The organism is Citrobacter sp. (genome assembly GCF_050252275.1).
Lineage (GTDB): Bacteria > Pseudomonadota > Gammaproteobacteria > Enterobacterales > Enterobacteriaceae > Citrobacter_A > Citrobacter_A amalonaticus.
The window spans coordinates 14,297-39,299 of sequence record NZ_JBFWLF010000006.1 but is presented as its reverse complement, the minus strand read 5'-3'; the positions used below and the strand labels follow the sequence as shown (position 1 = coordinate 39,299).

The window sequence follows — 25,003 nt, the reverse complement described above, 5'->3', positions numbered from 1 at the left end:
TTTTTATCTCTAATATGTTACCAAAAATGTCATCTTCAGTTAAATCACAGCATTTTATCAGATGAAAAATGATAAGAGTGTCATGGATTTACCACTTTATTTTTCCATAAAAGCGCGTTTGATCATAATCAACCATCAGCCGTGTTTAGCCCTATATGATTACTTATTAATAATAACTATGGATGCAATGTGAGAAAAAAGATGGAAATAAAAAAGTGGCTAAACACAACGCTGTCCCGACGGGATGCGGTGACAGGCACCGCAAAAATAGGTGCCGCTGTTGCACTCAGTAACGCGATTACGTTGCCTTTCTCTACCACCGCGCAGGCTGAAACGACCGACGCTCCTGCGCAAGGCGGCAATGGCGAAACCGTTCGCCACAGTGCCTGCCTGGTCAACTGTGGCAGCCGTTGCCCGCTGAAAGTGATCGTTAAAGATGACCGCATCGTGCGTATTGAACCGGAGGATGCAAAAGACGACGCGGTATTTGGCGAACATCAGATTCGTCCGTGTTTGCGCGGTCGTTCCAGTCGCTGGCGGGTATATAGTCCGGACCGGATTAAATATCCGATGAAACGCGTAGGTAAACGTGGCGAAGGGAAATTCAAACGTATTTCCTGGGACGAAGCGACAGCATTTATCGCTGCAGAATTAAAACGCGTGACGGAAAAATATGGCCGTGAGGCAATTTATTATAATTATCAGTCGGGCGCTTATTATCATACCCAGGGCACACCTGCCTGGAAACGTCTGCTAAATCTTACCGGCGGCTATTTAAATTATCATAACACCTATTCCACGGCGCAAATTGCCACCGCAACGCCCTATACTCACGGCGTGTATGTCGGAAGTCACTTTACGCAAATTGCGCATTCCGATCTGGTGGTGCTGTTTGGTCTGAATTTGTCTGAAACGCGCATGTCTGGCGGCGGACAGGTGGAAGAGTTACGTCGTGCGCTGGAAGCCTCGAAAGCGCGGGTGATTATTATCGATCCGCGTTATACCGACTCGGTAGTTACCGAGCATGCCGAGTGGCTGCCGATTCGCCCGACGACCGATGCCGCGTTGGTGGCCGGTATCGCGCATACGTTGATTACCGAACAGTTGATCAATGAAGCCGAGGTCAATAAGTACTGCGTGGGCTATGACAGCAGTACGCTGCCTGAAGGCGCTGCGCCGAATGCCAGCTATAAAGACTACGTGATCGGTAAAGGTGATGACGGTATCGCTAAAACGCCGGAATGGGCGGCGGAGATCACGGGGCTTCCGGCGACGCGCTAACGGCGAGCAAACCGTGCGCGCCATTCAGACGTTACCCGCACTGACGGGCCACTTTGGCCTGCCGGGTACCAATAACGGTAACTGGCCTTATGGCACCCCTTATGGCGTACCGCTGTTACCGATTTTGACCAACCCGATCAAGACCTCCATTCCGTGCTATCTGTGGACGGATGCGATTCAACGCCCGGAAATGATGACGGCCACCACGATGGGGGTGAAGGGGGCGGATAAACTGAAAACCGGCATCAAGCTGTTCTTCAACCAGGCCGGTAACACGCTGCTGAATCAGCACGGTGAAACCAACCGCACGCGCAAAATTCTCGCGGATGAAAGTTTGTGCGAAACCATTATCGTCATTGAAAACCACATGACGCCGAGCGCGAAGTACGCCGATCTCCTGCTGCCGGAAACCAGCTATCTCGAAGCGGAAGATCTGGTGGACAGCTCCTATGCCACGGGGTCTCACAACTACATGATCGCCTTGCAGAAAACGGTCACGCCGATGTGGGAAGTACGTAGCACCTACGATATTTGTGCTGATATCGCCGGGCATCTGGGGCTGCGTGAGCAGTACACCGAAGGGCGGACACAGGCGCAGTGGGCAGAAATGCACTATCAGCAGATCCGCGAGAAACGTCCGTACCTGCCGGAATGGTCGGTGGCGAAAGAGATGGGGGTCGTTGACCAGCGCATCGCAACCGACAAACAGAGCCTGGCGTTTGCTGATTTCCGTGCCGATGCCGTGGCCAATCCGCTGACCACGCCGTCCGGCAAGATTGAGATCTACTCGCAGGCGCTGGCCGATCTCGCGAAAGCGTGGACGCTGCCGGAAGGCGATCGCATCCCGGCGGTACCGGAGTTCTGCGCGGTGACAGAGTCGCATCTGAACAAAGCGCTGACCGCGAAGTATCCGCTGCAGTTAAGCGGTTTTCACACCAAAGGCCATACCCACTCAACCTATACCAACGTATTGATGCTGCATGAAGCGGTACCGGATGAAGTGTGGATCAACCCAATAGATGCCAGCGCACGCCAGTTGAATTCTGGCGATCTGGTGCATGTGTTCAACGATCGCGGCGTGGTGGCGATTCCCTGCAAGGTGACCCAGCGGATTCTGCCGGGTGTGGTGGCGATGCCACAGGGGGCGTGGACCCGTCTGGATAGCAACGGTGTGGACGTTGGCGGGTGCATCAATACCCTGACCAGTCATCTGCCGTCGCCGTTGGCGAAAGGGAACCCGCAGCATACCAACCTGGTTGAAATCAAACGCGCTTAAGGAGTGATCCGCAATGAAACAGTATGGCTTTTATGTTGACTCCTCGCGCTGCTCAGGCTGTAAAACCTGCCAGGTCAGCTGTAAGGATAATAAAGATCTGGACGTCGGCCCGAAATTCCGCCGGGTCTATGAATACGGCGGCGGAAGCTGGGTGAAAGAAGGAGAAAGCTGGCACAACGACACTTTTACCTACTACCTCTCTATCGCCTGTAACCACTGTGATGAGCCAGTCTGCGTATCAGGCTGCCCGACCGGCGCGATGCACAAGCGTGAAGAAGACGGTCTGGTGCTGGTCGATGACAGTATCTGCGTGGGCTGCCGCTATTGCGAGATGCGCTGCCCGTATGGCGCGCCGCAGTTTGATGCTAAGGCCAAAGTCATGCGCAAATGCGACGGCTGTCTCGACCGACTGGAGCAGAATCTGCGCCCCATCTGTGTGGATTCTTGCCCACAGCGAGCGCTGGATTTCGGCCCAATCGATGAACTGCGCGCGAAATACGGTAGCGAGAACGAAATTGCGCCACTACCCGCCGCGTCGTTTACCCATCCTAACCTCATCATTAAGCCGCATCCGAAGGCCAAACCTACGGGCGATAAGGAAGGGGCCATTATGAACATGGGGGAGGTGCGCCATGCATGAGTTACCGCTGGTCTTTTTTACCGTCTTTACCCAAAGCGCAGTGGGGGCATTTATTCTGCTGCTGATTGGCGGCACCCTGGGGCAGATCGAGGCGCGACGGATGGCCATCGGCCTGTTCTGTGTCATGTGTCTGTTTGGGGTTGGGGTGCTGCTGGGGGTAATCCACGTCGGACAACCGCTGCGTGCGCTGAATATGCTGCTGCGCGTGGGTCATTCGCCGATGAGCAACGAAATTGTACTGTCGGCAGTGTTTGCCACGCTTGGCGGGCTGGGTTCTCTCGGTCTGCTGCTTAACCGTGGCGCGACTGCGCTGTGTAAAGCGCTGGTATGGCTGGCGGCGGTGGTGGGCGTGGTCTTTATTCTGGCGATCCCGCAAATCTACCAGTTGCCGACGGTGGTTACCTGGCGCACCTCGTATACGACGGTGATGATGGTGCTGACGCCGCTGATTGGCGGCGGCATTCTGGCCGGGCTGTTCGGGCTGCGTCTGGGATTGTTGGTGAGCGTACTGGCGATACTCGTAAGTTTCTGCCTGCGCCCGGGTTATGTGTCGACGCTGATGAGTGCGGACGACGCGTTAACGGCGGCGCAAACCAGTTGGTTTACCGCACAAGCGGCGCTGCTGGCGCTAGGCATTGTTGGGGTGGTGACCTGGGCGCGGTTGAAGTCCAGTGTCACGGTTCTGGCGATGACCGCCGTGGTCGTCATCGTGGCTGAGCTAGTGGGCAGGATTGCGTTCTACAATCTGTGGACGTTACCGATGTAACCTGTGAGCGGCTTCGGCCGCTCTGTTTTCAGGAGGAGCCAGAGATGACCCCCGATGCTGTATTACCGAGGATCCTCGGTGCACTGTTTTATTACTCTCCCGGACGACCGGAGGTGAAAGCGTTGTTCGACAGTCTGCCCATGCTGCCCGAACTGTATCCGTGGCGCGATCCGGTGCAGATTGCCAGGCTGTGTGCTGACTGGCCGCTGCCGGATGATGAAGAACTGGCGTGGCAATTTTCCGTGCTGTTCGAAGGGCAAGGGGATATGCCCGCGCCGCCATGGGGTTCCGTCTGGCTGGAGCGCGATAATTTGCTGATGGGCGATACCACCGCGGAATACCGCGCGTTTTTACAGTCGCAGGGAATGGCATTTGACTCGCGCCAGAGCGAACCCGAAGATCAGTTTGGCCTGATGCTGTTAGCCAGTAGTGCGCTGCTGGAGGTCGGTAAAGACGCGGCGGTAAATCAATTATTCGCAGTGCATCTGCTGCCGTGGGGATATCGCTATCTGGAACGCGTGCAGGACAGCGCGGTGAGCCCGTTCTATGCGCGTCTTGCCGCCGTAACGGCGTGTTATCTGCAGGAAATGGAGCTGCAACGCGCGTTACAACCTGCGGTGAAACGGCTGTACTTCGGATGAACAAGTCAGAGAAATATTATCAGGCGCTGATGACGCATCGGCACGTCAGTCGGCGTGGACTGTTTCGCGCGTTTGTCAGTGCGGCAAAGCACACTGCGCCGGAGGGGGTATCAGTGCCTCAACTTGCGCATTCGTTGCCGCCGGGAGCCGTGCCTGATGCGCAGTTCATCGCGCAATGTACCCGCTGCAACCAGTGTATCGATGCATGCCCGATGGGGATTCTGACCCGTCACGAAGACGGCTACCCGCAACTGGCTATTGAATATGCCAGTTGCGATGGCTGTGGGGCGTGCATTGTCGCATGCCCGAGTGACGCGCTGTGCGTACAGGCGCGTTTTGATACAGGCCTGCGCCCAACGTTCAGCGCTGCCTGCGTTAATCCGGTGCGCTCGTGTAACCAGTGTGTTGAGGCATGCCCCGAACTGGCCTGTACCCTCGGCGCGACGGGGATCCCTGTGCTGGACAGCGAGCGTTGTACCGGCTGCGGTGAATGCCGGGTACAGTGTCATGTTGATGCCGTCAGTCTGAAATAATCCTTCCGCCCGGATTTGCGAGACGGCTTCCCGTTTTGATCTTTTCCTCCTTTATAGGCTTTGAATCCTTTGTCATTGCGAGTTTCTGAGTGTAACGTTCAGCTCAGTGAGTTCTTTGCTAACAATGCAACTACATTGCAATGCGTTTGCATTGTTTTTCTGGCGAGCCTACAATGCGTTTAAAATTTGTACACAGTAACGCAAAGGGATAAATATGTTCGCCTATGTTCGCTCTGAAGACATTGCCATTGAAGCGGATTCTAAATTGACGGAACGACATCAAACGACTATCCCTGCGTCGATCAGGGACGCTTTACATCTTCGCAGTGGTGATCGTATTCATTACACATTGCTTTCCACGGGTGAAGTACTGCTTTCAAAATACAGTGAAGCAACGGAGGACGGTGTGATGCGATCATTCCTGGACTTCTTATCACAGGATGTGGCGAATAACCCACAAACGCTGAAGAAGCTGGATTTATCCCGTGGCTATGAACTGGTTGATGGTATCGACGTCAATCTTGATGATGAAATCAGCGACGAAGACTGAAAAAATGGATTTTCCCACATGGCTGAACGGGTGGACGATCTATGCTCATCCCTGTTTTATCGATCAATACAACGCGCTGGTCGCACGTGTTGAAGACCTTAAGCACAGGTTTCCAGATCCCATTGTTTTCCAGAAGAAGAAAGAGACCAAGGTGCTGGCGCATTTATTGAAATCCATTGCCAACATTACCCACGAACCCCGAGCTTCTGTTTACCGGCCTGGCGACAGTATAGGGAAAGCTTATACAGACTGGTCGAGAGCGAAGTTTGGTGGAGGACGGTATCGCTTATTTTTCCGTTATAGTCTCGAGGGTAAGATCATTGTCATCGCATGGGTGAATGATGAAGGGTCATTGCGCACCTACGGCAGCAAGACCGATGCCTATAAGATTTTCGGGAAAATGCTCGATGAGGGGAATCCACCCGACGACTGGCTAAGTTTGCTTCAGGCTTGTCAAAACGACGGGAAGGAACATCTTTGAGCTCTACTGTTGATACTTTCACCTTAACTATTCCAATAATTTACTGAATCATTATTTTATTTCCGGTATTATCGGGAATAATCTTAATCTCCTCATTGTTTTTCAAATTTTTCTTTCTAAAAACCCGTCATGTATTTCGGATTTATCACACCACTTCGCGAGATATAAATCCACCTTTCCTTTCCCTGCGAGTTAACAATGCGTATCTATCCCACAGCAAATGTAGTGCTTTGTGTGGAAATTTTGATTTGGTAGCATTTTCATCAGTTCAAAGGAGTGGTGGTAATTAATATTATTGCATTTTTAATTATTACCAGGACATTTCCAGAACAAAACCAAGAGTTGATTACAGCAGGACGAAATAACGAATGCGACGTGATGACTCTTTATTTCTCAGGATATTGGTACAAACAGGAAATTGTTATGAAAATGAATAAAGTTGCTATGGCTGTTGCGTTCAGCGCCGCTCTGGGTTCTATGTCTGTTTTAGCTGACACAACGAACGGTGTGATTGAATTCCAGGGTGAACTGGTAAATACCGCCTGTGGTCTGGCACCAGGTTCAAGCCCGGTGACCGTTGATTTTGGTCAGATTCCTGTTTCTGCACTGGCTAACGGTGCTCGCGCCGGAAACGTACACCAGAACATCGAACTGCAGCACTGCGACATCACGGTAGCGCAAACTGCAGAAGTGACTTACACCCCGACCAGCACCAACCCAACTGACGCCACTCTGGCGGCCTTTACTTCCGGCACCGCGTCTGGTGCGGGTATCGGCCTGCGTGACAGCGCCAGCCAGGATGTGGTGTGGGGCACTGCAACAACACCTGTCCAGCTGGTTAATGGCACCAACACCATTCCGTTTGTGGCCTATGTGAAAGCAGAAAGCGCAAGCGCAACCGTGGCTGCTGGTTCCTTCCAGTCCACCGTGAACTTCGAGATTGCGTACCAGTAATTGACCTGAAGTGATGAGTGCGGGGCGTGTTCCCGCACTTTCTCCACCGTAGACCAGGGAGGGACAAAGTGAAAATAAATAATACGCTCCTCATTGCCGTCTATTTTTGCGCTCTGGTCGGGTCGGCTTCGGTTTCAGCATCCACCGTCACGCCGGGTAAATTAGCCATGAGCGGTGAACTGATTGAGGCGGCATGCAGCCTTGACCCGAACAGTCGGGATATAGAGGTTGAGTTTGGGAATGTTTCTGCCAGCCTGATTAATCGTAATGATGAAGGCAATATTACGCGGCCAGTGTTGATACGCCTGACAGGATGTTCCGTGGTGAAACGAGGCAACGATGGTTCACTTTATCCTTATGCTTCGGTCACTTTTATGGGTAATGCGGCGGCATCCGATCCCACCACATTATTAGTCAGTGGTGACGCCGATGGCTTTGGTATTCGTCTACGTGACAGTCAGGGTGAAATATTAACGCTGGGTCAACCCTCTCCGGAATATGAACTGAGCGAGACCGATAACGTTTTAAAATTTTCCGCATCGCTGGTACCGGTTCAAAAATATATAAAAGCGGGCGAGTTTACTGCCGTTGCGCAGTTTTTTATGGATTACCACTAACAGCATAACAATAACCTGGCAGGAAGCAGGACGTTTTTAACGGATTTATTCGGGATGAAAATCATGTCGGTAAAAATAAAAACCCCTATAACGATGATTGCTCTTCTGGTAATGAATAGCTGCTATGCAGCGACAACCAGTGCTGAGGAGAGCGTTGAGTTTAATACCGATGTCCTGGATGCAGCGGAGCGCACGCAGATTGATCTGTCGCGTTTTGCAACCGACAACTATGTCACGCCTGGTGATTATTTGTTGGATATCCGTATTAACGGTCAGCCGGTCGGTCAGGAGAAAATTCGTTATATCGAGGCTCCTGAAGGCAAGCGCACGCTGCCGTGCATCAGCGGCGACCTGCTGGACAAACTGGCGCTGAAAGATGAGGCCCGCGCGCAGGTCACCCAGCTCTATGAGAACTGCTATTCCCTGCAAAGTCTGCCAGGGGCGAAATTAAGCAACTATGCCGGCGTGCTTGAAATTACCGTGCCGCAGGCGTGGATGAAGTATAACGATCCGAACTGGACGCCGCCTGAGCGCTGGGATGAAGGGATCGCGGGTCTTCTGTTTGACTACAGCCTCAACGGGCAACTCACCCGCCAGTTCAACGGCCAGGAAAACTACAGCGCGGTTTCAGGCTATGGCCAGGCGGGCGCGAACATCGGCGGCTGGCGTGTGCGCGGTGAATATCAGACCAGCTATTACAGCCAGAACCATCAATTCGATTTCGACTGGAATCAGATCTACGCCTACCGTCCTTTGCCGATGATGGCGGCGAAACTGACGCTGGGTGAGATCTACCTGAATTCGCAGGTTTTCGATACCGTGCGTTTTACCGGGGTCAACCTTGCCAGCGATGAGCGGATGCTGCCACCGGCGTTACAGGGCTATGCCCCTGAAATTCATGGTATCGCCCGTACTAACGCCAAAGTGACCGTCAGCCAGAGTGGGCGCGTCATCTATGAAACGACCGTACCCGCCGGGCCGTTCAACATTCAGGATTTGCGCAGTTCAGTGCGCGGCACGCTCGATGTACGCGTCGAAGAACAGGACGGCTCGGTCTCCACTTTCCAGGTGAACACCGCCAATATTCCGTATCTCACGCGTCCGGGCTACGTTCGTTACAACATCTCAGGCGGTACGCCGTCCCGTTACAACCATAAAATGCAGGGCCCAACGTTCCTTTCCGGCGATTTCTCCTGGGGGGTCAGTAACGCGTGGTCGCTGTATGGCGGCTTACAGTCTTCAGGTGAAGAGTACACCGCGGCGTCGTTGGGTATCGGGCGCGATCTCTATGCGTTTGGCGCTATTTCCATTGACGCCACCGAGTCGTGGAGCCGTGAGCCAGACGGCAACCGGCTGAAAGGAACCTCTTACAAGCTGAGCTACGCGAAAACCTTCGACGAATACAACAGCTCTATTACCTTTGCGGGCTACCGCTTCTCGCAGGAAGACTTCCGCACAATGGCGCAGTATCTCGATGAACGCTATCAGGGATACGACCACATCGGGCGTGAAAAAGAGCTCTATACCATCACCGGGAATAAAACCTTCTGGGCTGGCGAAGCAGGGAAGGCGACGACCGTCTTCCTGACCTGGACGCACCAGAACTACTGGGATAAGCGTAGCCAGGATCGTTACGGCATGTCGGTGGGGCGCGCCTTCCGCATTGGCGACATCAACGGTATCACCGCCAACCTTTCCGCTTACCGTACCGATTACAAAGGGCGCAAAGACGATTCGATCTCCTTCTCGCTGTCGGTGCCGATTGGCGACAACAAATGGGCGGGTCTGGATATCCAGACCAACAACGGCAAAACCAGTCCGATGGCGTCCTACACCGACAACAGTGATTACAACAACTTGTGGCGTATTCGTGCCGGTGCCAGCCAGAGCGGTAACGCCAGCGTTGACGGCTATTACCAGCATCGTTCGCAACTGGCGGAAATCAATACCAATGCCAGCTATCAGCAGAGCCAGTACATGGCGCTGAGCACGACCCTGCGCGGTGGCTTCACGGCAACCCGCCACGGTGCCGCGATGCATAACAGCGGCGCAACGATCAACACGGCGCGCGTCATGGTGGATACCAATGGCATTGGCGGCGTGCCGCTTAACGGCAAGAAGTCGCGGACTAACGGCTACGGCATTGCCGTGGTGCCGGATGTGGTGAGCTACAACAGTTTTGACACCCGCGTGGATGTGGATGCGATGGACAGCGACATCGAACCGTCAAAAGCCATCAGCACGACAACCCTGACGGAAGGCGCAATTGGCTATCAGGCCTTCGGTATGGCGAAGGGGATGAAGATGATGGGGACGCTACGCCTCACGGATGGCAGCGTCCCGCCATTCGGCGCGGAAATTTACAACACCGATGGCGTAAGCGTCGCGATGGTGCTGGAAGACGGGCAAGCCTGGCTTGCGGGGGTCAATGCGAACGAAACGCTGAACGTGATGTGGGGCGGTAAACAGCAATGTCAGGTGACGATCCCGCCAGGCGCAAACAACGGATCGGCGAACACGCTTCTGCCGTGTCGTTAATCCCGACAGAACGAGTTATCTCACTGTAATAAAAGGCCAAAAATGAGCAAGAAAAGACATAGCGGATATCTGATGGCGGCGTGGGCGCTGAGCATGATTGGCGGCTACGCGCAGGCGGGGGTCTCTCTGGATCGGACCCGCGTCATTATTACGGAGAAAGAGGCCTCATCGAGCGCCAATCTGTCCAATACCAGCCCGGATATTCCCTTCCTCGCCCAGTCGTGGGTCGAGGATGAAAAGGGCAACAAGATTACCTCGCCGCTGATTGTGTTACCGCCGCTACAGCGAATCAACGGGGGGCAAAAAGGGATCGCGCGCGTCACCAAAACCGCCGGGATCGAAAAGCTGCCGCAGGACAGAGAAAGCCTGTTCTACCTCAATGTCCGGGAGATCCCGCCGAAGCCGGATAAACCGAATACGCTGCAACTGGCCATGCAGTCGCGTATCAAGCTGTTTTACCGCCCGGCGGCGGTGATCCCGAAGACCCGGAGTGAAATCTGGCAGGACCAGGTGGTGTTCCAGAAAAACGGCAACCAGATGACGGTACAGAATCCAACGCCTTACTACGTCACGATCCTTGGGTTGTCCAAAGGGGCCGGACAGAAGATCACCCAATTCCCGGGGATCATGATCGCGCCCAAATCGAGCCAGCAGTTTGCGGTAACGGACGGAAATGTCAGCCAGTTTTCCATGATGTACGTGAACGACTATGGCGGACACCCGGAGCTGAAGTTTCGTTGCGACGGCAATACCTGCAAAGCGCTTCCACCGGCGCAACAGGGCTAACCAGGAGGAACCTGACAATGCAAAATCCTTTATTCACGGTGGCCCTCCTTGCGATGGGCGTGGCGTTTCAGTGCGGGGCGGATGTGCCGGCGCAGCCACAGCATAGCGCTCAGGAACATGTCAGCGAAGATAGCGGCATTGTCCGGTTTCACGGCACCGTGTTTGCCTCCCCCTGTGTGCTGATGACACAAGGGCGTATTCAGGACGTCGAGATGGGCGAGATCAGCGCGCAGAATTTTCGCCAGGCGGGCGATCGCAGTGAGCCGGTACGCTTCAAATTGTATCTGAAGGACTGCCTGAATGTGGCGACCCGTCCGGCCGCGATCAGCGACACCACTTTACGGCTTAACTTCCAGGCATTTGTGGAGGCTGAGCCGGATGCCTTAGCAAATGGCACCCTGACCACCGGACCTTTTACCGCCACAGCGAACTACACATTGAACTATCAGTAGCGTCATCAAAAGGATATTGAGGCATGGTGTATCAGTGTTTTCTTTACAACAAAGATCTCTTTTTTTCGCAAGGAATCAAAACGGTGATTGCCAGTTTGCTCGCGGAGAAAACGGATGTTTTATATTCCTTAACGGATGATTACACGCAATTGATTAAGCAGTTACAGACTCGCGTGAATGATGACTGCCGCCTGTGGATCCTCTGCGATTTGGACAGCCTGCCGCATGAGCGGATTCGTGCGCTGCAGCTCATGAATAATTTCTATCAGCGTGAAAACAAGAATCTGATCATTTTATTAAGCGAGCACAACATGCCGCTGTTTTTCACGTTGTATGCGCTGTTGCCAAACGCGCACTGGTTATTGAAAAGCGAGAATCTCGCCAATATCACCCCTTTTTTTCAGGAATTATTGGACCAACGACGCCAGGGATGCTGCTTTAGCTATTCATTAGTGAATTACACCCGCAGAAGACTGCACCACCGGGAAATGAATTATACGATTTCCGGCAATGAATGGTGGCTGATGGAAGAGATATTCAAAGGGAAATCGCTGTCGCAAATTTCCGGTGAAGTGAATATCGATGTTCGACGCCTGAGCTATATCAAGCGGCACTTAATGAAACGACTGAATATTAGAAACAACATTGCGTTATTCACGGTGTTCAAGGGAATTATGCCGTGTGACCCGTGAACTGTCTTTTCGGCAGTGGTATTTGCCGAGCGATCGGTGCAAGTGATTGCACCCCATTAAACCCTAAGTAAGGAAAACAGAGATGAAAAAATTAACTGCGATCGAAGTGGCTAACGTGGTGGGCGGAACCTGTAAAACCTGCGAAACCACGTATCAGAACGTCACCATTGGTGGTGTGACCTCCTGTAAGGAACTGACAACCTGCACGGATAAGCACGGTACGACCACGTCAATGAAAGATGCGAACGCCAGCAAGTGTGGTGGGGTTCCGAACCGCTAATCATTGGCTATGACCTGGAGGTACCCGCGCCTCCAGGTTTATTTTTTCCGCTGCGAGAATACTATGGCAACCCAATTTAAACGCATCACTATTATCAGCTATTCGCTGTGTTTGATCGTCATCTCTTCGTTGATGACGGTGCTTTGTTATCACATTTTTGTCTTTAATACCTTTGCCACGGATAACTCACAAACACAGTCTTTTCGTGAAGTCAGCGCAGAACAAATTGCACAGAGTCCGATTAAAGACGCGCGCAGTATTATCGAGGTGATGTCTTACGGTTGCCATTATTGTGCGGCTAACGAAGAAAATCTGGCGGAATTTTCCCGGACCCTGCCGCCGGGCAGTTCATTTACCGCGATTCATATTACCAGTGAAGACAGCGGTCTTGCTGCTTACGCGCCGATTTTCGCCACGCTGGAAGAGATGGGGATTGAAAAGAACGTTCGCGACAGCGCCTATAACGCCGTTATTACCCGTAATGTCGACCTCACCGATGAGAAGGCATTGAATGCCTGGCTGGTAAAAAACAATATTGATGTGGATAAATTTAATACTCTGCGTCAGAGCGATGCGGTTAAAAACCGTCTCAGCACGATGGCGGCCATTACCGCGCATTATGATATTAACGCGACGCCGATGTTTATTATCAATAAACGCTACGTGGTCGCCCAGGACAGTGAATTTCCTCAATTTGCGCAGCGCATGCTGCAATTGCTGAAAGAGGATAAATAACCGCGGTGGTCAGATTTTTTATTATCTGGAGCGTATTTAGTTTTAAAAACAGTGCGGGTTGGCTGTATGACGCGAAGCGTAATTTTTCTCAGGGAACACTGATTCTGCTGCGAAAAATGGTGCGTTATCTGCCGCTGCCCGCATTACTGACCGTGGCGAAAGGACTCTGCGCGCTGCGGTTGCTGGGGCGCTCTTATCGCTTACGCAATGCGGTGGCAAACGAAAACACCCGCTGCCTGATCGGGCAAACCGGCCGGGTGAACGCGGCCTGGATCGCGGTGCGTCGCCGCCTGCTGGAAGAGGCCGCAACATGGGGACAAAACCCGGCGCTACTCCAGCAGATCCGTGCCTGTGCGGCAGAACTTGATGCCGTAGTCGCACCGCTGCATCAGCAGAACATTCCTTACATTCTGGCGCCGTTACATACGGTGTCGGACGTGCTGGCGGCGATGGTCGGTGCCTGCGTCACGCCGGGTAAAGCCTGCGTGGTGGTCTCTTCCAGCGCCGAACTCTACAACGCGCAGACCCGTGCCCTGGGCGGTATCGACCTCTCCTATTGCTCCATCCATCAGCAGAACAAAACGCTGGCCGGCAGCCTGATGGAGCTCATCACCGATGTCGCTACCGGACGGCAGAACATGATTATTTTTCCCGATATCTCGCCGGACTACACCCTACAGGCCGAAGGGGCGCTGGCGGCGAAACTGCCGTGTCGTTTATTCGGCCGCAGCGCGAAGTTACACAATGGCGTGGTGCGCCTTTCCGGAGTGATTGCGGCGCAGGTGGTGTTTTATCACCTCAGCTACCACAACGGTCTGCACATTCATATTCGTCCGCCGGTGAGCAGTCAGAATGTCGCCCGCGAACTGCCTGACATTATTGAATCCACGCTGCGCGAATATCCGCAGGAGTGGCTCCTTTGGCACAGCCATTCTCTCTTCTTTATTAATCACTGATGATAAAAATGACGACCACGATCCCGAATCTGATCTTTCAGGAAGAGACCAACGAGTGCGGCCTGGCGTGCGTGGCAATGCTGGCACAGACGCAGGGGCAGCCTGTTTCGCTGGCCACATTGCGCGAGTGGTTTCCGGCCTCTGACCACGGAACCTCACTGGATACGCTGATGAGCATTCTGGCGCGGCTGGGTATTGCGACGACGCCGGTCCTGTTTGAGCACGATGAGCTGAGCGACCTGCCGCTGCCGGCCATTTTGCATTATGGTGCAAGTCACTATGTCCTGCTGGCCTGGCGCAAAGGCAACCACGTGTGCGTGATGAACCCGGCGATTGGTGAGCAGTGGTTACCGTTTGCCGCGCTTAAGCAGGAGATCAGCGGCTATGCCCTGATTGTCGAACCTGAGCAGGCCGTTGCCGCAGACCCTGATTTGCCGTTGTCGACAACCGCGCAGAGCGCGCCGCGGGCGATGAGCATGCAGGAAACTGCGGCGGTGCCGGGGATCTATCGGCTGATGCTGCTGACCTTCCTCGTCTCGCTGACGCTATTTCTGATGCCGACGATGGTGAGCAACGCCATCAACCAGGCCTTTTCCAGCGTGGCCAGCAGCGACTTTCCCTACGGCTGGTTTATCCTGGCGTTTGTCGCCTCCTCACTGATGGCGCTGGGCGTGCGGGTGATTAGCGAACGCTTTATCAAACGCTTTGTGCTGATCCACAGCGGTGTGGGGTTTTCCCGCCTGCTCCACAACCCACTGCGTTTTTTCGAAAAACGGGCGCCGGGGGAGATCTTCAGCCGCTTCACGGCCTGGCAGATTGGCCTGTTGCAAAAGATTGAGCTGGATAACGGCCTGCGCTCCGACTGGGTGATCTGCACGATCGCGCTGGCGATCATGTTCTGGATTGCGCCCGTGCTGGCGGCGATCTCCGCCGTCGGCGTCACGGTAATGGGGATCATCAGCGTCTGGGCGGTGATCCGAGACCGCTGGTTCACCCAGCAATTGCAGCTGAAAAGCGCCACCCTGAATGATTTTTTCATGGAGACCATTCAGGGCATTTTGACCGTCAAAACCGCCGGACTGGAAGGGCAGCGCCAGGGACAATTTGCCAACTTCAGTCGCGATCTGTTTTCGTGTCTGCAACGCCAGAAGGTCTATCAGCAGGTGAAGGAGGGGCTGTATCAGCTCACCGGAAGCCTGGAGATGGTGGTGTTTATGCTGGTGGTTCTGCCGATGGTGCACAGCAAACTGATCTCACTGGGCGATTTTTTTGCCTATAGCTTCCTGCGGCAAATATTCACCTCCTACGTCACGCGGATCTTCTACGCCATCATTCAGAAATCGCAATTGAACGTGATCGACACCCGCGCCCATGCGCTGTTTGCGCCACGAGACGAGGCGAAGCCCGCTTCGTTTGCGACGCAACTTCCCACCGATACGGCGCCGGATCTGACGTTTGCGTCGTTGTGCTATGGCTACGATCCCGCCAGGCCGGTGCTGTCGTCGGTGTCGCTGTCGTTACGCGCCGGCGAGCAGATTGCGATTGTCGGCGAATCCGGTGCGGGTAAGAGCACCTTACTGCGCCTGATTGCCGGACTGTTTTCTCCGCAGGCAGGGGGCTGTTATGCCGCGGACACGGCACTCCCTTCGCAACAACTGGCACAGTTTGTCTGCCTGCAAAGTCAGGAGGACATTCTGTTTAACGCCTCGGTTCGCGAAAACATTACGTTGTTCGACGCGCACTACCGCGAACGCGACCGTGGGCGGATTGAGGCATTGCTGGAATCCCTCGCGCTGGGTGAGGTGGTACGCGGATTACCGGGCGGTATCGACGCCCTGATCCGCGAAAGCCACGCGGCGCTGTCGCTCGGTCAGCGTCAGCGGTTATTGCTGGCGCGCGCGCTGTACAGCTCACGTCCGGTGTTGTTGCTTGACGAACCGACCGCCAATCTTGACGACGACACCGCGGCCATTGTCATGGAGACGATTCACGCTCATTGCCAGAAAACCGGTAAGTCACTGATTGTGGTCACCCACAGCGACGCGATTTTGTCGCGGTTTCAGCGAGTTTATCAACTGAACGACGGCACGCTCAGCCCGCTGGAGGTCAACGTATGACGCCGAAATCGCGTTGGCTGCTGATCGGTGGTGCAGTAGCACTGGCCGTTGCGATCGGTGGCACATGGGCGTCGCTGGCTTCGACCTCGCCGCAGGAGAGTTTACCGCTGGAAACCATTGGCACGGGCGATATCGAAAAGGTGGTGCTGGTGACGGGGGTTCTGAAACCGGCGGTGCAGGTTAACGTCGGGGCGCAGGTCAACGGACAATTGCGCAAGCTGTATGTGCGCCAGGGCGAGAAGGTGCAAAAAGGACAACTGCTGGCGGAAATTGACCCCACGTTGCAGGAGTCGGATCTGAACAACACGCGCGCGCAACTGGCCAGCGCTAAAGCGCAAAAGCTGTCGGCGCAGGCGACGCTGTTACGTTATCGCCAGGAACTGAACCGCCAGCGCATGATGCTGCGTGACGGCTCTGCCGTGCGCAGTGAATACGAGCAGGCGAAGGCGCAATACGATGCGCAGGTGCAGCAAATTGACGTGAGCGATGCGCAGATTGTGCAGGCGGAGATGGCGGTGAAAACGGCGCAGGCCAATCTCAGCTATACCCGCATTGTGGCGCCCATTGACGGCGAAGTGCTGGGTATCGTCACCCGGGAAGGGCAGACCATCGTCTCCTCGCAAACGGCACCGACCATTCTGGTGTTGGCGAACCTCGACACCATGCAGGTCCAGACGCGTATCTCGGAAGCCGACGTGCAAAAAATCCGTCCCGGTCAGCCGCTGCGCTTTTATGTCATCGCCAATCCGGATAAACGCTACGTCAGTACGATGGGCTTCGTGCAGCCTGCGCCGCAGGAAGCGCTGGAAGCGCCCGGCGAGAGCGGCATGGGCGGTAATCAACAGGCGATGGCGGTGTACTACACCGGTACCTTTGAAGTGCCTAACGCTGAGCGCGAGCTCAAAACGTCGATGACGGCGCAGGTCTTTATTCAGATTGCCGAAGCAAAAAACGTATTGCGCGTGCCGGTCGCGGCGCTCGGGCAGGCGCTGGATACCGAGCGTTACACCATCACGACCGTTGAAAACGGGAAAACGCGCACCCGCACCATCCGCATTGGGATAAACGACCGGCAATACGCCGAAGTGCTGGAGGGATTGCAGGTCGGCGATCGCGTGGTGCTGGCGCAGGACACGGTGCGAGGATAGCGGATGGAACCGATTATCGTCTTACGCCAGGTTTGCCGGACATTCCGCGCGGGAAGCGAGACGCTTGCGGTGCTGAGCGACATTTCACTGACCCTCCACAGCGGTGAGATGGTGGCGATTGTGGGCGCTTCGGGTTCGGGGAAGTCCACGCTGATGAACATCATCGGTTGCCTGGACAAACCTTCTTCCGGCGAGGTGTTGATCAACGGAACGCCGGTACATGATGCCGACAGCCTGCACCTGGCCGATCTGCGCAGTCGTTATCTGGGGTTTATATTTCAGCGCTATCACCTGATGCCGTATCTGACGGCGGAAGAGAACATCGCCATTCCCGCGCTGTACACCGCGATGTCAGCGCAAGAACGCAATGCACGCACCCAGCGTCTTGCACGTCAGCTTGGCCTGGAAAACCGACTCCAGCACCGCCCCGCCCAGCTTTCGGGTGGGCAACAGCAGCGTGTGAGCATCTGCCGGGCGCTGATCAACGGTGCGCATATCATCCTCGCGGATGAGCCCACCGGCGCACTCGATAGCGTCAGCGGCAAGGCGCTAATGGACGTGCTGCATCAGCTGCATGCGGCGGGGCACACGGTCATCATCGTCACCCACGACCGCGACGTTGCCCGGCAAGCGCAGCGAATGATTGAGATCAGCGACGGGCGAATTATTCGCGACGTTCAGCACGCCGCCGTTTGCCGGCCGATTACGCTGCCGGAGCAGGATAACGGACGCGCCTCGCTGGGCCGCCGTCTTCATGAAGCGGTCCGCATGGCCTGGCGTTCGCTGCTCGGACACCGGATGCGCGCGTTTCTCTCCATGTTGGGGATCATCATCGGCATTGCGTCGGTGGTGTCGTCGATGGCGGTAGGCGAAGGCGCGCGGCAGGCGATCATGAGCGAGATTGGCAAACTGGGAAGCACCACACTGGAGATCCATCCCGGCACAGGGTGGGGCAGCAAGCGCCCGGATATGGAGCGCGCATTGTCGATGGACGATGTGCGCAGTTTACAGGCGTTGCCGTGGATCATGGGCGTCTCGCCGGTGGTCAGCAGCACAACGCTCGCGGTTCGCAAAGGGCTCGACTCCTCCATGATGCTCTCCGGCGTGTCACAGGACTTTTTTGCCCTGCAAGGGCTGCGCTTTGTGCAGGGAAATGGCTTTACCGCACGCGACGTCGCGGAAGGCGAACCGCTGTTGATTCTCGATGAGACCGGGCGCGATACGCTGTTTCCCGGTGGCGAAAATCCGCTTGACGAGATAGTCCAGATTGGCGGCGCGCCGTGGCGGGTGATCGGCGTGGCGACACGACCCGGCCCGAAAGTGGTGGGCGGGTTTATGACCGCCTGGGTTCCGCATACGTCATTACAGCAGCGACTCACCGGCGAAAAGCCGCTGGAATCGTTGATTCTGCGTTTTCAACCGCGGCTGGAACCGCATGAGGCGGCGCTGCGGGCGGAACGTCATCTGCTGCGGGAACATGGCCGGAAGGACTTCTTTATCCAGACCGACGATCAGCTGGCGAATGCGTTGCAAAAGACCTCTGACTCGATGTCGTTGTTGATTACCGCCATTGCGGCGATCTCCCTGCTGGTGGGCGGCGTCGGAGTGATGAACATCATGCTGGTGTCGGTGACAGAGCGGACGCATGAAATCGGCATCCGCTTGTCGGTGGGTGCGCGTCCCTCGGACATCATGAACCAGTTTCTGATTGAGGCCGTGATGATCTGCGCCCTCGGCGGCCTGTTGGGCGTGTTCGGTTCGTGGGTGGCGGGGCATCTTTTCGCCTTTGCGACCGATGCGTTCTCAATGGTGTTCACTGCGTTTCCGGTGCTGATGGCCTGTGGGTTTTCTGCCCTGATCGGCCTGACGTTTGGCTATTTTCCGGCGCGCAGGGCGGCTCGCCTCAACCCAACCGAGGCGCTGGCTCGCGAATGAAAAGACTGCTTGTGTTGCTCGCACTTTTATTGCTCGCGGGTTGTGGCTCACTGACCCGCAGCGACTACCAGCGTCCGCTGTTGTCTTTGCCCACCCAATGGCAGCCTGCTACCGACACGGTGTCGGAATACGGCTGGCAACGTTTTGGCGATTCCCGACTGTCGCGGGTGATTGAACAGGTGCTGGAAAGCAATAACGATCTCGCGGCGGCGGCCATCACCGTGCAACAGGCGCGTGTGGCGGCAGGATTAACTGACACCAATATGACTCCCGATGTGGCGGTCAGCGGTTCTGCCAGTAACAGCAAAAACGCACGCCGGGGAACATCCGCGCAGGAAAACTACAGCAGCGGCATCACCATCGGCTGGGAACTGGATCTGTGGGGAAAACTGGCGCGGGCCCGTGAGCAAAGCGAGTGGGAAGCGGTGGCGAGCGAGCAGGATTATCACGCGACGGTACTCACCACGATGGGCACCACCGCCCAGCTGTACTGGCGTATCGCACTGTATAACCAGCAGATTCGCAATCAGCGTGACGGTCTGGCGATTTCGCAACAGACCGTGCAGCAGGTGACGTCATGGTTTAACGCCGGGAAGGTCGGTCAGCTCGATGTGTTGCAGGCGCAGCAGGCCCTGCTGGAACGAGAGAATCAGTGGCGAACGCTGGTTCAGCAACGTCAGAATACGCGCAATGCGCTGGCGCTGTTGCTCAACAGACCGGCAGAACAGCATGCCGATGAATCACCCGTGCTGGATGCAAACCAGCAGGTGCCGATTGCGCAAAAAACACCGCTACGGGTGATTGCGCAACGGCCGGACATTCAGGCAGCGGAGTCGCGTCTGCGCGCGGCCCTTGCGGGTTACGACGCCTCAAGGCTGCAGTTTTATCCCGCACTTTCGCTTGATGCCTCACTGAATGCCGGCAGTCAAATCTTCAGCCAATGGTTCAGCGATCCGATCCGCACGATTGGCGGCACGCTGGCGCTGCCGTTTATCCAGTGGAACACCCAACAACTCACCGTGAAGCAAGCGGATCTTGCGGTTAAACAGGCGGCAATCGCCTTTCGCTCGACGGCCTACGCCGCGCTCGCCGAAGTGGATGAGGCGATGGAAAACCGCCTGAGTGCTGATGAACAGCGCGCACGACTTCACCAGTCGCTGATCCTCAGTCAGCGGCGTTTAACCCTGACGGAAAGCCGCTATCGCGCGGGCGCCGTGGATTTTCAGACGTTGTTGAACGCGCAGGACGATCTGTTGACGTTAGAGAACGCCCTCGCACAAACCCAATACGACTACCTCTACGCCACGTTGCAGCTCTGGCTGGCGCAAGGGGGTGGCGAAACGCAATACAGGATGATGCAACATGAAGCCGAATAATGAATTTAAGCGGGTCGTCGTTACCGGGTATGGCGCCGTGACCCCACTTGGCGCGACGGCTGATGAGAGCTGGCAGGCGATGATGGATAACCGTCTGGGCTATCGCTACGTCGATAAAACGGCGCAGAATATCAACACCCATTTTCTCGGGCTGGTGGATAACGAGCCGAGCCTGGCAGGTGTTCCTGCAGTGATTCGCCGTCGGCTGCCGCGCTTTGCCCGGTTGACCGTTGGCGCGGCACGTCAGGCTATGACGATGGCCTTTGGCATCAGGCCGCCGCAGGAATACTACTGCACGCTCGACTGCGGCGTGATCATGGGAACCGGCTGGGGAGGACTGGACGAAAGCTACGACGCACAAAGTGAGTTTGCGGCCGCGGGCGTCGCTTCACCGTTTAACTGTTTTTACTCGATGCCCAGCGTCACCACCGCAGCATGCAGCCAGTTCTGGGGACTCAATGGTTACCAGAATACGGTGGTTGCCGCCTGCGCGACGGGGACGATCGCTATTGGCGACGCTTACGAGGTGATCCGCAGCGGCAGGGCAAAGATGATGCTGGCCGGCGCCGGAGAATCTCTCACCAGCCACTGCGCGGTGTGGAACATTGACGTGCTGGGCGCACTGAGTAAGGAGGCGTCGGATCCGCAGCGCGCCAGCTGTCCGTTCAGCGCCCATCGTAGCGGTTTTGTGTTATCGGAAGGGGCGGCGGTGCTGTGTCTGGAAGAGCGCGAAGGGGCACTGGCACGCGGCGCGACGATCCTCGGCGAGATTACCGGCTACGCCAACTTCTCCGACGCCTGGGATTTCACCTCGCCGGCGGAAGACTGTCTTGCCCGCGTGCAAACCATCACCCATGCGCTGCAACAGGCGGAGCTGGAACCGGAGCAACTCGACTACATCAACGCGCACGGTACCTCGACGCCGCTGAACGATATCAATGAAACGCAGTCGCTAAAAATGGCGCTGGGGGACGCGGTGTGGTCCATTCCGGTTTCCAGTACGAAATCGTACTCCGGGCACTTAATTTCCGCGGCGGGCACCTTCGAGAGCATTGTCTGTCTGCAAGCTATCGCCAACGGCATCATTCCCGCGACGGCCAATTTCCAGCAAGCGGATGAATGCTGCGATCTGGATTATGTGGTTGAGGGCCATCGTGCGGGCAATGTCCGTCGCACGCTAAACCTGAGCTTCGGCTTTGGTGGCGCGAATGCGGCGTTGATTCTGGAGAAGCACGTATGATGCCGCTTCATTATGGTCAACAGGATGCCCGGCGCTGGGCCGCGTTTTCGGGCGATTACAACCCGGTACACTTTGACGAGGCGTGGGTGAAAGCGCGGGGCGGAAGCGGACTCAGCGTACATGGCATGCGCGCCTTGCTGGACGTAAAGCGGTTTATCAGTCCGCCGGTCGACGACGCCCCGTTTCTGAAATGTACCGTGCGTCTGCGTCGGCCGCTGTGGCGGGATACCGCCTATCGACTGACGCGCGATGCGACTAAGCGGGTTGCGGCGTCGGTGCGGGAGTTTTCTGCCGAAGAGACCTGCCTTTCTTGCCAGATCACGCCGGAGAACCACCTGCCACTCGTCGATGGCGAAAGCCAACGGGTTCTGGATTCGTCGGCGCTGGCCGCGCTGCATCGGACGTTTCTGCCGCTGTTGCCCGACGCTCAGCAATGGCATTTTCTCGACGCCCTGTTGTTTCGTCATCTTCTCCAGGATACCGCGCTGTTATGCCAGCAGGCGATTGCCGACATACTGCCGACGTGTCGGACGCTGGATGCGCTGTTTTCTCACTTTCCTGTTGTACAGACCCATCAGGAAGTCATTTTCGACAGTCATCTGCTGGCCCCCTGGCGAGCAGAGTCGCTACCGGAACATCTAGAGATCGACACCTTGCCGGCCCTGGTGGTTGGCGACCTTGCGAATGGCGCGGTGGTAGTGCGAATCGCCGCGCGAACCTGTTATCAACATCACTACATTAGCAATGCCGTAACGCTTAAAGTCGGCGCGCTGACAAAAGGAAAATCAAATGAGCCAGCATGAAATGATCTACGACAAAATCAGTGAAATGATCTGTGACGCCAAAGACCTGGCGCCGGAGGCGCTGACACCAGAGACGACGCTGCCTGAACTGGAGCTGGACAGCCTCGACTACGTTGAACTGATGGTACTGGCGAAGCGTGAATTTAACGTCACGCTCAACCCTGAAATGTTTATGAAAAATCCAGCCATGACGCTTAGCGAACTCAGCCAGCGTATTGCGCAGGAAATGGCAGGTTGATATGGCAAAGAAATGGATGCTCATCACCGGCGGCAGTCGGGGAATCGGCCAGGCGCTGGTGAGTCACCTGTTGCCTGAATGGAACATTGTCTTTACCGGTCGCAACGAGGCCGGGATCGCCCGCACGCTGGACATCGCGCAAAGCCAGAGTACGTCGACCTGGGTGAAGGGCATTCGCTGCGACGGCAGCGATGAAGCCAGCGTCGAGCAGTTAGCCATGTCTCTGCTCGAGGCGCATGGCGCGCCTGCCGCTATCATCCATAACGCCGGTATGACCAATGACGCGCTGCACATCCACCAGAACGCGCGAGACTGGCAGGAGGTGCTGGGAAACAATCTGGTCGCGGTGGTGAACTGGAATCGCATCCTGCTGCCCGCCATGATGACCCAGGGCAGTGGCTCGATTGTGTTTATGTCATCCGTGACGGCCATAAAAGGCAACAGCGGACAGACGGCCTATGCCGCCAGCAAGGCGGCGATGATTGGCCTGACGCATTCGCTGGCGCGAGAAGTGGGGCGTTTTGGCATTCGGGTGAATTGTCTGGCTCCGGGGTTGATTGACGGTGAGATGGTTCAGGCCATTCCGGAAGCCCGATTGAAAACCATGCGGCAGAATATTCCTCTGCGTCGCCTCGGACGCACGCAGGACGTCGCCCGCGCGGTTGCGTTTCTGACCGGGGAAGGGAGTAGCTATCTTACCGGTCAGACGCTGGTGCTGGACGGTGGTTTGTCCGCCTGATAAGCAAGAACCGCGAGAATGATATCTCGCGGTTCAGGTCAGGCCTAGCTGGTTAATTCTCTGGACCAGGGCGCGTCGCTCTTTGACCGACTCCTGAAAAATTTGCAGTAAAACCTCGCTATTTTGCCGCACAATGTCCGCCAGTTCAGGGGCGATTTCTGCAGTTTCCCCGACGCGTACTTTAAATTCCGATGACAGCGTGACGCCCTGCAGCAACGACGCCAGCCATATGCTGGCCTTCAGAATCCTCACTTCAAGAGGATGGGTGGCTTGTGCAACCCCTGTCTTTTGAATTTGACACCAGCGGGCAATATCCCGAATGGCTTCAATTGGATAGAGTTCACCCCAGATAGCATTATCTTCCCCGGTATGTGCCGGAGCGGCGCACAGCGCCAGAGACGTCAGGTTATGCAACAAGCCACCTATTTCGATTTTCAGGCACTGGACCGGGGGAATTCCCATTTCTCGAGCCAGGTAACCGGAGATACGGCCGACAACCAGGGAGTGCTGGACGCCGTTCTGGCTGAACCCATCAATAATAAACGCCAGCATGTTGGCGATATCGCGAAAGTTATGCAAAGAGATGGAGTCGTTATGGATGCGGGGGATGTCCTGGATATAATCGTCGAACTCTGTGGATTTAATTTTTAACCAGAAGTGTTCGCAATTTGCTACTTTTCTGAAAGCATTGATAAATTCGGGGTTATATAAAATATGTTCGCCGCCAACAATGATATTAATAATTTCCTCTTTTGCCGATAATATATCGCTAGCACGGTAAAGGGCGATTAAAACATCCAGACGATCCGCCAGATAAACGACATGGCTCTCTCTGGGCACTTTTTCACCGTTAACGTAGTCGCCTTTTCCATTGTCCCAGTGGGTGTGGTGATAGCGAACAATCGAACTTAACGGATTCAGTAAAGGAACGCTCGCCAGTAATTCAGCACCAACGGCCGCATGGTTATTGAGTTCATTATCGTAATAGCTGAGGGGTTGAAGGCGCGATTCCTCGTTCAGCCCTCCAATATCATGAAGCAGGGCCGCCAGCAGCGTTTTCCTGCACTGTGCAGGTGTGAACCGCGATTCCCTGGCCAGGTGCCAGGCGATGAATGCCGTTCTGACATGATGCAGGTTAAGCCTGGGGTTAATCATGTCTATTATTTTTGAGATGCAAGCCAGTGATTCTATTAATTTTATATTCATATAATGAGACATTTAACTTTCGC

At 55.5% G+C, this 25,003-nt stretch carries 24 protein-coding genes and 1 pseudogene; 24 read left to right on the top strand and 1 reads right to left on the bottom strand.

Annotation, left to right across the window (positions count from 1 at the left end; translation table 11 throughout):
• Positions 1-201: 201 nt before the first annotated feature.
• The 24 genes and pseudogenes from AB7E14_RS01230 (at position 202) to AB7E14_RS01115 (ending at position 23,774) form a co-directional block, all read left to right on the top strand.
• Positions 202-2,557: pseudogene (locus tag AB7E14_RS01230) on the top strand (molybdopterin-dependent oxidoreductase).
• A gap of 13 nt (positions 2,558-2,570) precedes the next feature.
• Positions 2,571-3,197 carry a DMSO/selenate family reductase complex B subunit gene (locus AB7E14_RS01225; protein ID WP_042999104.1) on the top strand — a complete coding sequence of 209 codons (627 nt, stop codon included), beginning with the start codon at positions 2,571-2,573 and terminating at the stop codon, positions 3,195-3,197.
• Positions 3,190-3,963, top strand: coding sequence for a dimethyl sulfoxide reductase anchor subunit family protein (locus tag AB7E14_RS01220; RefSeq protein ID WP_044327723.1), 774 nt, complete (start codon positions 3,190-3,192; stop codon positions 3,961-3,963). Before AB7E14_RS01225 ends, AB7E14_RS01220 begins: the two co-directional genes overlap by 8 nt.
• A gap of 44 nt (positions 3,964-4,007) precedes the next feature.
• A complete protein-coding gene (locus AB7E14_RS01215) occupies positions 4,008-4,604 on the top strand; it encodes a molecular chaperone (protein ID WP_316962631.1) in 597 nt (198 codons plus the stop codon).
• Positions 4,601-5,137 carry a ferredoxin-type protein NapF gene (gene napF / locus AB7E14_RS01210; RefSeq protein WP_044264057.1) on the top strand — a complete coding sequence of 179 codons (537 nt, stop codon included), beginning with the start codon at positions 4,601-4,603 and terminating at the stop codon, positions 5,135-5,137. Before AB7E14_RS01215 ends, napF begins: the two co-directional genes overlap by 4 nt.
• A gap of 214 nt (positions 5,138-5,351) precedes the next feature.
• Positions 5,352-5,687, top strand: coding sequence for a type II toxin-antitoxin system PrlF family antitoxin (locus tag AB7E14_RS01205; RefSeq protein ID WP_042999108.1), 336 nt, complete (start codon positions 5,352-5,354; stop codon positions 5,685-5,687).
• Between the two features lie 4 nt (positions 5,688-5,691).
• Positions 5,692-6,168, top strand: coding sequence for a type II toxin-antitoxin system YhaV family toxin (locus AB7E14_RS01200; RefSeq protein ID WP_316962667.1), 477 nt, complete (start codon positions 5,692-5,694; stop codon positions 6,166-6,168).
• Between the two features lie 423 nt (positions 6,169-6,591).
• A complete protein-coding gene (locus tag AB7E14_RS01195; RefSeq protein ID WP_042999110.1) occupies positions 6,592-7,122 on the top strand; it encodes a fimbrial protein in 531 nt (176 codons plus the stop codon).
• Between the two features lie 68 nt (positions 7,123-7,190).
• A complete protein-coding gene (locus AB7E14_RS01190; RefSeq protein ID WP_042999111.1) occupies positions 7,191-7,739 on the top strand; it encodes a fimbrial protein in 549 nt (182 codons plus the stop codon).
• A gap of 63 nt (positions 7,740-7,802) precedes the next feature.
• Positions 7,803-10,277, top strand: coding sequence for a fimbria/pilus outer membrane usher protein (locus AB7E14_RS01185; RefSeq protein WP_044257386.1), 2,475 nt, complete (start codon positions 7,803-7,805; stop codon positions 10,275-10,277).
• 42 nt (positions 10,278-10,319) lie between these two features.
• Positions 10,320-11,063: a fimbrial biogenesis chaperone gene (locus AB7E14_RS01180; RefSeq protein WP_044264050.1), complete on the top strand. Its 744-nt coding sequence runs from the start codon at positions 10,320-10,322 to the stop codon at positions 11,061-11,063.
• Between the two features lie 17 nt (positions 11,064-11,080).
• Positions 11,081-11,515, top strand: coding sequence for a fimbrial protein (locus AB7E14_RS01175; RefSeq protein ID WP_428169289.1), 435 nt, complete (start codon positions 11,081-11,083; stop codon positions 11,513-11,515).
• A 23-nt stretch (positions 11,516-11,538) separates the two neighbouring features.
• Positions 11,539-12,207 carry a transcriptional regulator gene (locus AB7E14_RS01170; protein ID WP_044328422.1) on the top strand — a complete coding sequence of 223 codons (669 nt, stop codon included), beginning with the start codon at positions 11,539-11,541 and terminating at the stop codon, positions 12,205-12,207.
• Positions 12,208-12,289: 82 nt separating this feature from the next.
• Positions 12,290-12,487 (top strand): DUF4762 family protein, encoded by a 198-nt coding sequence (locus AB7E14_RS01165; protein ID WP_044257294.1) that lies wholly within the window; start codon positions 12,290-12,292, stop codon positions 12,485-12,487.
• Positions 12,488-12,550: 63 nt separating this feature from the next.
• Positions 12,551-13,222, top strand: coding sequence for a DsbA family protein (locus tag AB7E14_RS01160; RefSeq protein ID WP_316962628.1), 672 nt, complete (start codon positions 12,551-12,553; stop codon positions 13,220-13,222).
• A 5-nt stretch (positions 13,223-13,227) separates the two neighbouring features.
• Complete coding sequence (locus AB7E14_RS01155) at positions 13,228-14,178, top strand: ABC transporter (protein ID WP_109739559.1); 951 nt, start codon at positions 13,228-13,230, stop codon at positions 14,176-14,178.
• Between the two features lie 8 nt (positions 14,179-14,186).
• Positions 14,187-16,295: a peptidase domain-containing ABC transporter gene (locus AB7E14_RS01150; RefSeq protein ID WP_428169288.1), complete on the top strand. Its 2,109-nt coding sequence runs from the start codon at positions 14,187-14,189 to the stop codon at positions 16,293-16,295.
• Complete coding sequence (locus AB7E14_RS01145) at positions 16,292-17,443, top strand: efflux RND transporter periplasmic adaptor subunit (protein WP_052522460.1); 1,152 nt, start codon at positions 16,292-16,294, stop codon at positions 17,441-17,443. The genes AB7E14_RS01150 and AB7E14_RS01145 overlap by 4 nt, the downstream gene beginning before the upstream one ends.
• A gap of 3 nt (positions 17,444-17,446) precedes the next feature.
• Positions 17,447-19,378 carry an ATP-binding cassette domain-containing protein gene (locus AB7E14_RS01140; protein ID WP_316962626.1) on the top strand — a complete coding sequence of 644 codons (1,932 nt, stop codon included), beginning with the start codon at positions 17,447-17,449 and terminating at the stop codon, positions 19,376-19,378.
• On the top strand, positions 19,375-20,754 hold the full coding sequence (locus tag AB7E14_RS01135) for a TolC family protein (protein ID WP_316962625.1): 1,380 nt from the start codon (positions 19,375-19,377) through the stop codon (positions 20,752-20,754). The genes AB7E14_RS01140 and AB7E14_RS01135 overlap by 4 nt, the downstream gene beginning before the upstream one ends.
• Positions 20,741-21,994, top strand: coding sequence for a beta-ketoacyl-[acyl-carrier-protein] synthase family protein (locus AB7E14_RS01130; protein ID WP_316962624.1), 1,254 nt, complete (start codon positions 20,741-20,743; stop codon positions 21,992-21,994). Before AB7E14_RS01135 ends, AB7E14_RS01130 begins: the two co-directional genes overlap by 14 nt.
• Entirely contained in the window at positions 21,991-22,797 is an 807-nt protein-coding gene (locus tag AB7E14_RS01125) for a MaoC/PaaZ C-terminal domain-containing protein (protein ID WP_061069546.1), read from the top strand. The genes AB7E14_RS01130 and AB7E14_RS01125 overlap by 4 nt, the downstream gene beginning before the upstream one ends.
• Positions 22,784-23,035 (top strand): acyl carrier protein, encoded by a 252-nt coding sequence (locus AB7E14_RS01120; RefSeq protein WP_316962622.1) that lies wholly within the window; start codon positions 22,784-22,786, stop codon positions 23,033-23,035. The genes AB7E14_RS01125 and AB7E14_RS01120 overlap by 14 nt, the downstream gene beginning before the upstream one ends.
• Position 23,036: 1 nt before the next feature.
• Positions 23,037-23,774, top strand: a complete 738-nt coding sequence (locus AB7E14_RS01115) for an SDR family NAD(P)-dependent oxidoreductase (protein WP_044268441.1) — start codon at positions 23,037-23,039, stop codon at positions 23,772-23,774.
• A 33-nt stretch (positions 23,775-23,807) separates the two neighbouring features.
• Here the strand turns inward: AB7E14_RS01115 and AB7E14_RS01110 are convergent, their stop codons facing one another.
• Positions 23,808-24,992 carry an HD-GYP domain-containing protein gene (locus tag AB7E14_RS01110; RefSeq protein WP_229745345.1) on the bottom strand — a complete coding sequence of 395 codons (1,185 nt, stop codon included), beginning with the start codon at positions 24,990-24,992 and terminating at the stop codon, positions 23,808-23,810.
• Between the last annotated feature and the right edge of the window lie 11 nt (positions 24,993-25,003).

Excerpts from the sequence above, each read along its gene's own strand:
- AB7E14_RS01120 (WP_316962622.1), top strand. The coding sequence starts at position 22,784 with ATGAGCCAGCATGAAATGATCTACGACAAAATCAGTGAAATGATCTGT.
- AB7E14_RS01225 (WP_042999104.1), top strand. The coding sequence starts at position 2,571 with ATGAAACAGTATGGCTTTTATGTTGACTCCTCGCGCTGCTCAGGCTGT.
- AB7E14_RS01170 (WP_044328422.1), top strand. The coding sequence starts at position 11,539 with ATGGTGTATCAGTGTTTTCTTTACAACAAAGATCTCTTTTTTTCGCAA.
- AB7E14_RS01110 (WP_229745345.1), bottom strand. The coding sequence starts at position 24,992 with ATGTCTCATTATATGAATATAAAATTAATAGAATCACTGGCTTGCATC.
- AB7E14_RS01185 (WP_044257386.1), top strand. The coding sequence starts at position 7,803 with ATGTCGGTAAAAATAAAAACCCCTATAACGATGATTGCTCTTCTGGTA.
- AB7E14_RS01180 (WP_044264050.1), top strand. The coding sequence starts at position 10,320 with ATGAGCAAGAAAAGACATAGCGGATATCTGATGGCGGCGTGGGCGCTG.
- AB7E14_RS01115 (WP_044268441.1), top strand. The coding sequence starts at position 23,037 with ATGGCAAAGAAATGGATGCTCATCACCGGCGGCAGTCGGGGAATCGGC.
- AB7E14_RS01205 (WP_042999108.1), top strand. The coding sequence starts at position 5,352 with ATGTTCGCCTATGTTCGCTCTGAAGACATTGCCATTGAAGCGGATTCT.
- AB7E14_RS01200 (WP_316962667.1), top strand. The coding sequence starts at position 5,692 with ATGGATTTTCCCACATGGCTGAACGGGTGGACGATCTATGCTCATCCC.
- AB7E14_RS01215 (WP_316962631.1), top strand. The coding sequence starts at position 4,008 with ATGACCCCCGATGCTGTATTACCGAGGATCCTCGGTGCACTGTTTTAT.
- AB7E14_RS01195 (WP_042999110.1), top strand. The coding sequence starts at position 6,592 with ATGAAAATGAATAAAGTTGCTATGGCTGTTGCGTTCAGCGCCGCTCTG.
- AB7E14_RS01140 (WP_316962626.1), top strand. The coding sequence starts at position 17,447 with ATGGAACCGATTATCGTCTTACGCCAGGTTTGCCGGACATTCCGCGCG.
- napF (WP_044264057.1), top strand. The coding sequence starts at position 4,601 with ATGAACAAGTCAGAGAAATATTATCAGGCGCTGATGACGCATCGGCAC.
- AB7E14_RS01175 (WP_428169289.1), top strand. The coding sequence starts at position 11,081 with ATGCAAAATCCTTTATTCACGGTGGCCCTCCTTGCGATGGGCGTGGCG.
- AB7E14_RS01130 (WP_316962624.1), top strand. The coding sequence starts at position 20,741 with ATGAAGCCGAATAATGAATTTAAGCGGGTCGTCGTTACCGGGTATGGC.
- AB7E14_RS01160 (WP_316962628.1), top strand. The coding sequence starts at position 12,551 with ATGGCAACCCAATTTAAACGCATCACTATTATCAGCTATTCGCTGTGT.
- AB7E14_RS01145 (WP_052522460.1), top strand. The coding sequence starts at position 16,292 with ATGACGCCGAAATCGCGTTGGCTGCTGATCGGTGGTGCAGTAGCACTG.
- AB7E14_RS01220 (WP_044327723.1), top strand. The coding sequence starts at position 3,190 with ATGCATGAGTTACCGCTGGTCTTTTTTACCGTCTTTACCCAAAGCGCA.
- AB7E14_RS01150 (WP_428169288.1), top strand. The coding sequence starts at position 14,187 with ATGACGACCACGATCCCGAATCTGATCTTTCAGGAAGAGACCAACGAG.
- AB7E14_RS01125 (WP_061069546.1), top strand. The coding sequence starts at position 21,991 with ATGATGCCGCTTCATTATGGTCAACAGGATGCCCGGCGCTGGGCCGCG.
- AB7E14_RS01165 (WP_044257294.1), top strand. The coding sequence starts at position 12,290 with ATGAAAAAATTAACTGCGATCGAAGTGGCTAACGTGGTGGGCGGAACC.
- AB7E14_RS01135 (WP_316962625.1), top strand. The coding sequence starts at position 19,375 with ATGAAAAGACTGCTTGTGTTGCTCGCACTTTTATTGCTCGCGGGTTGT.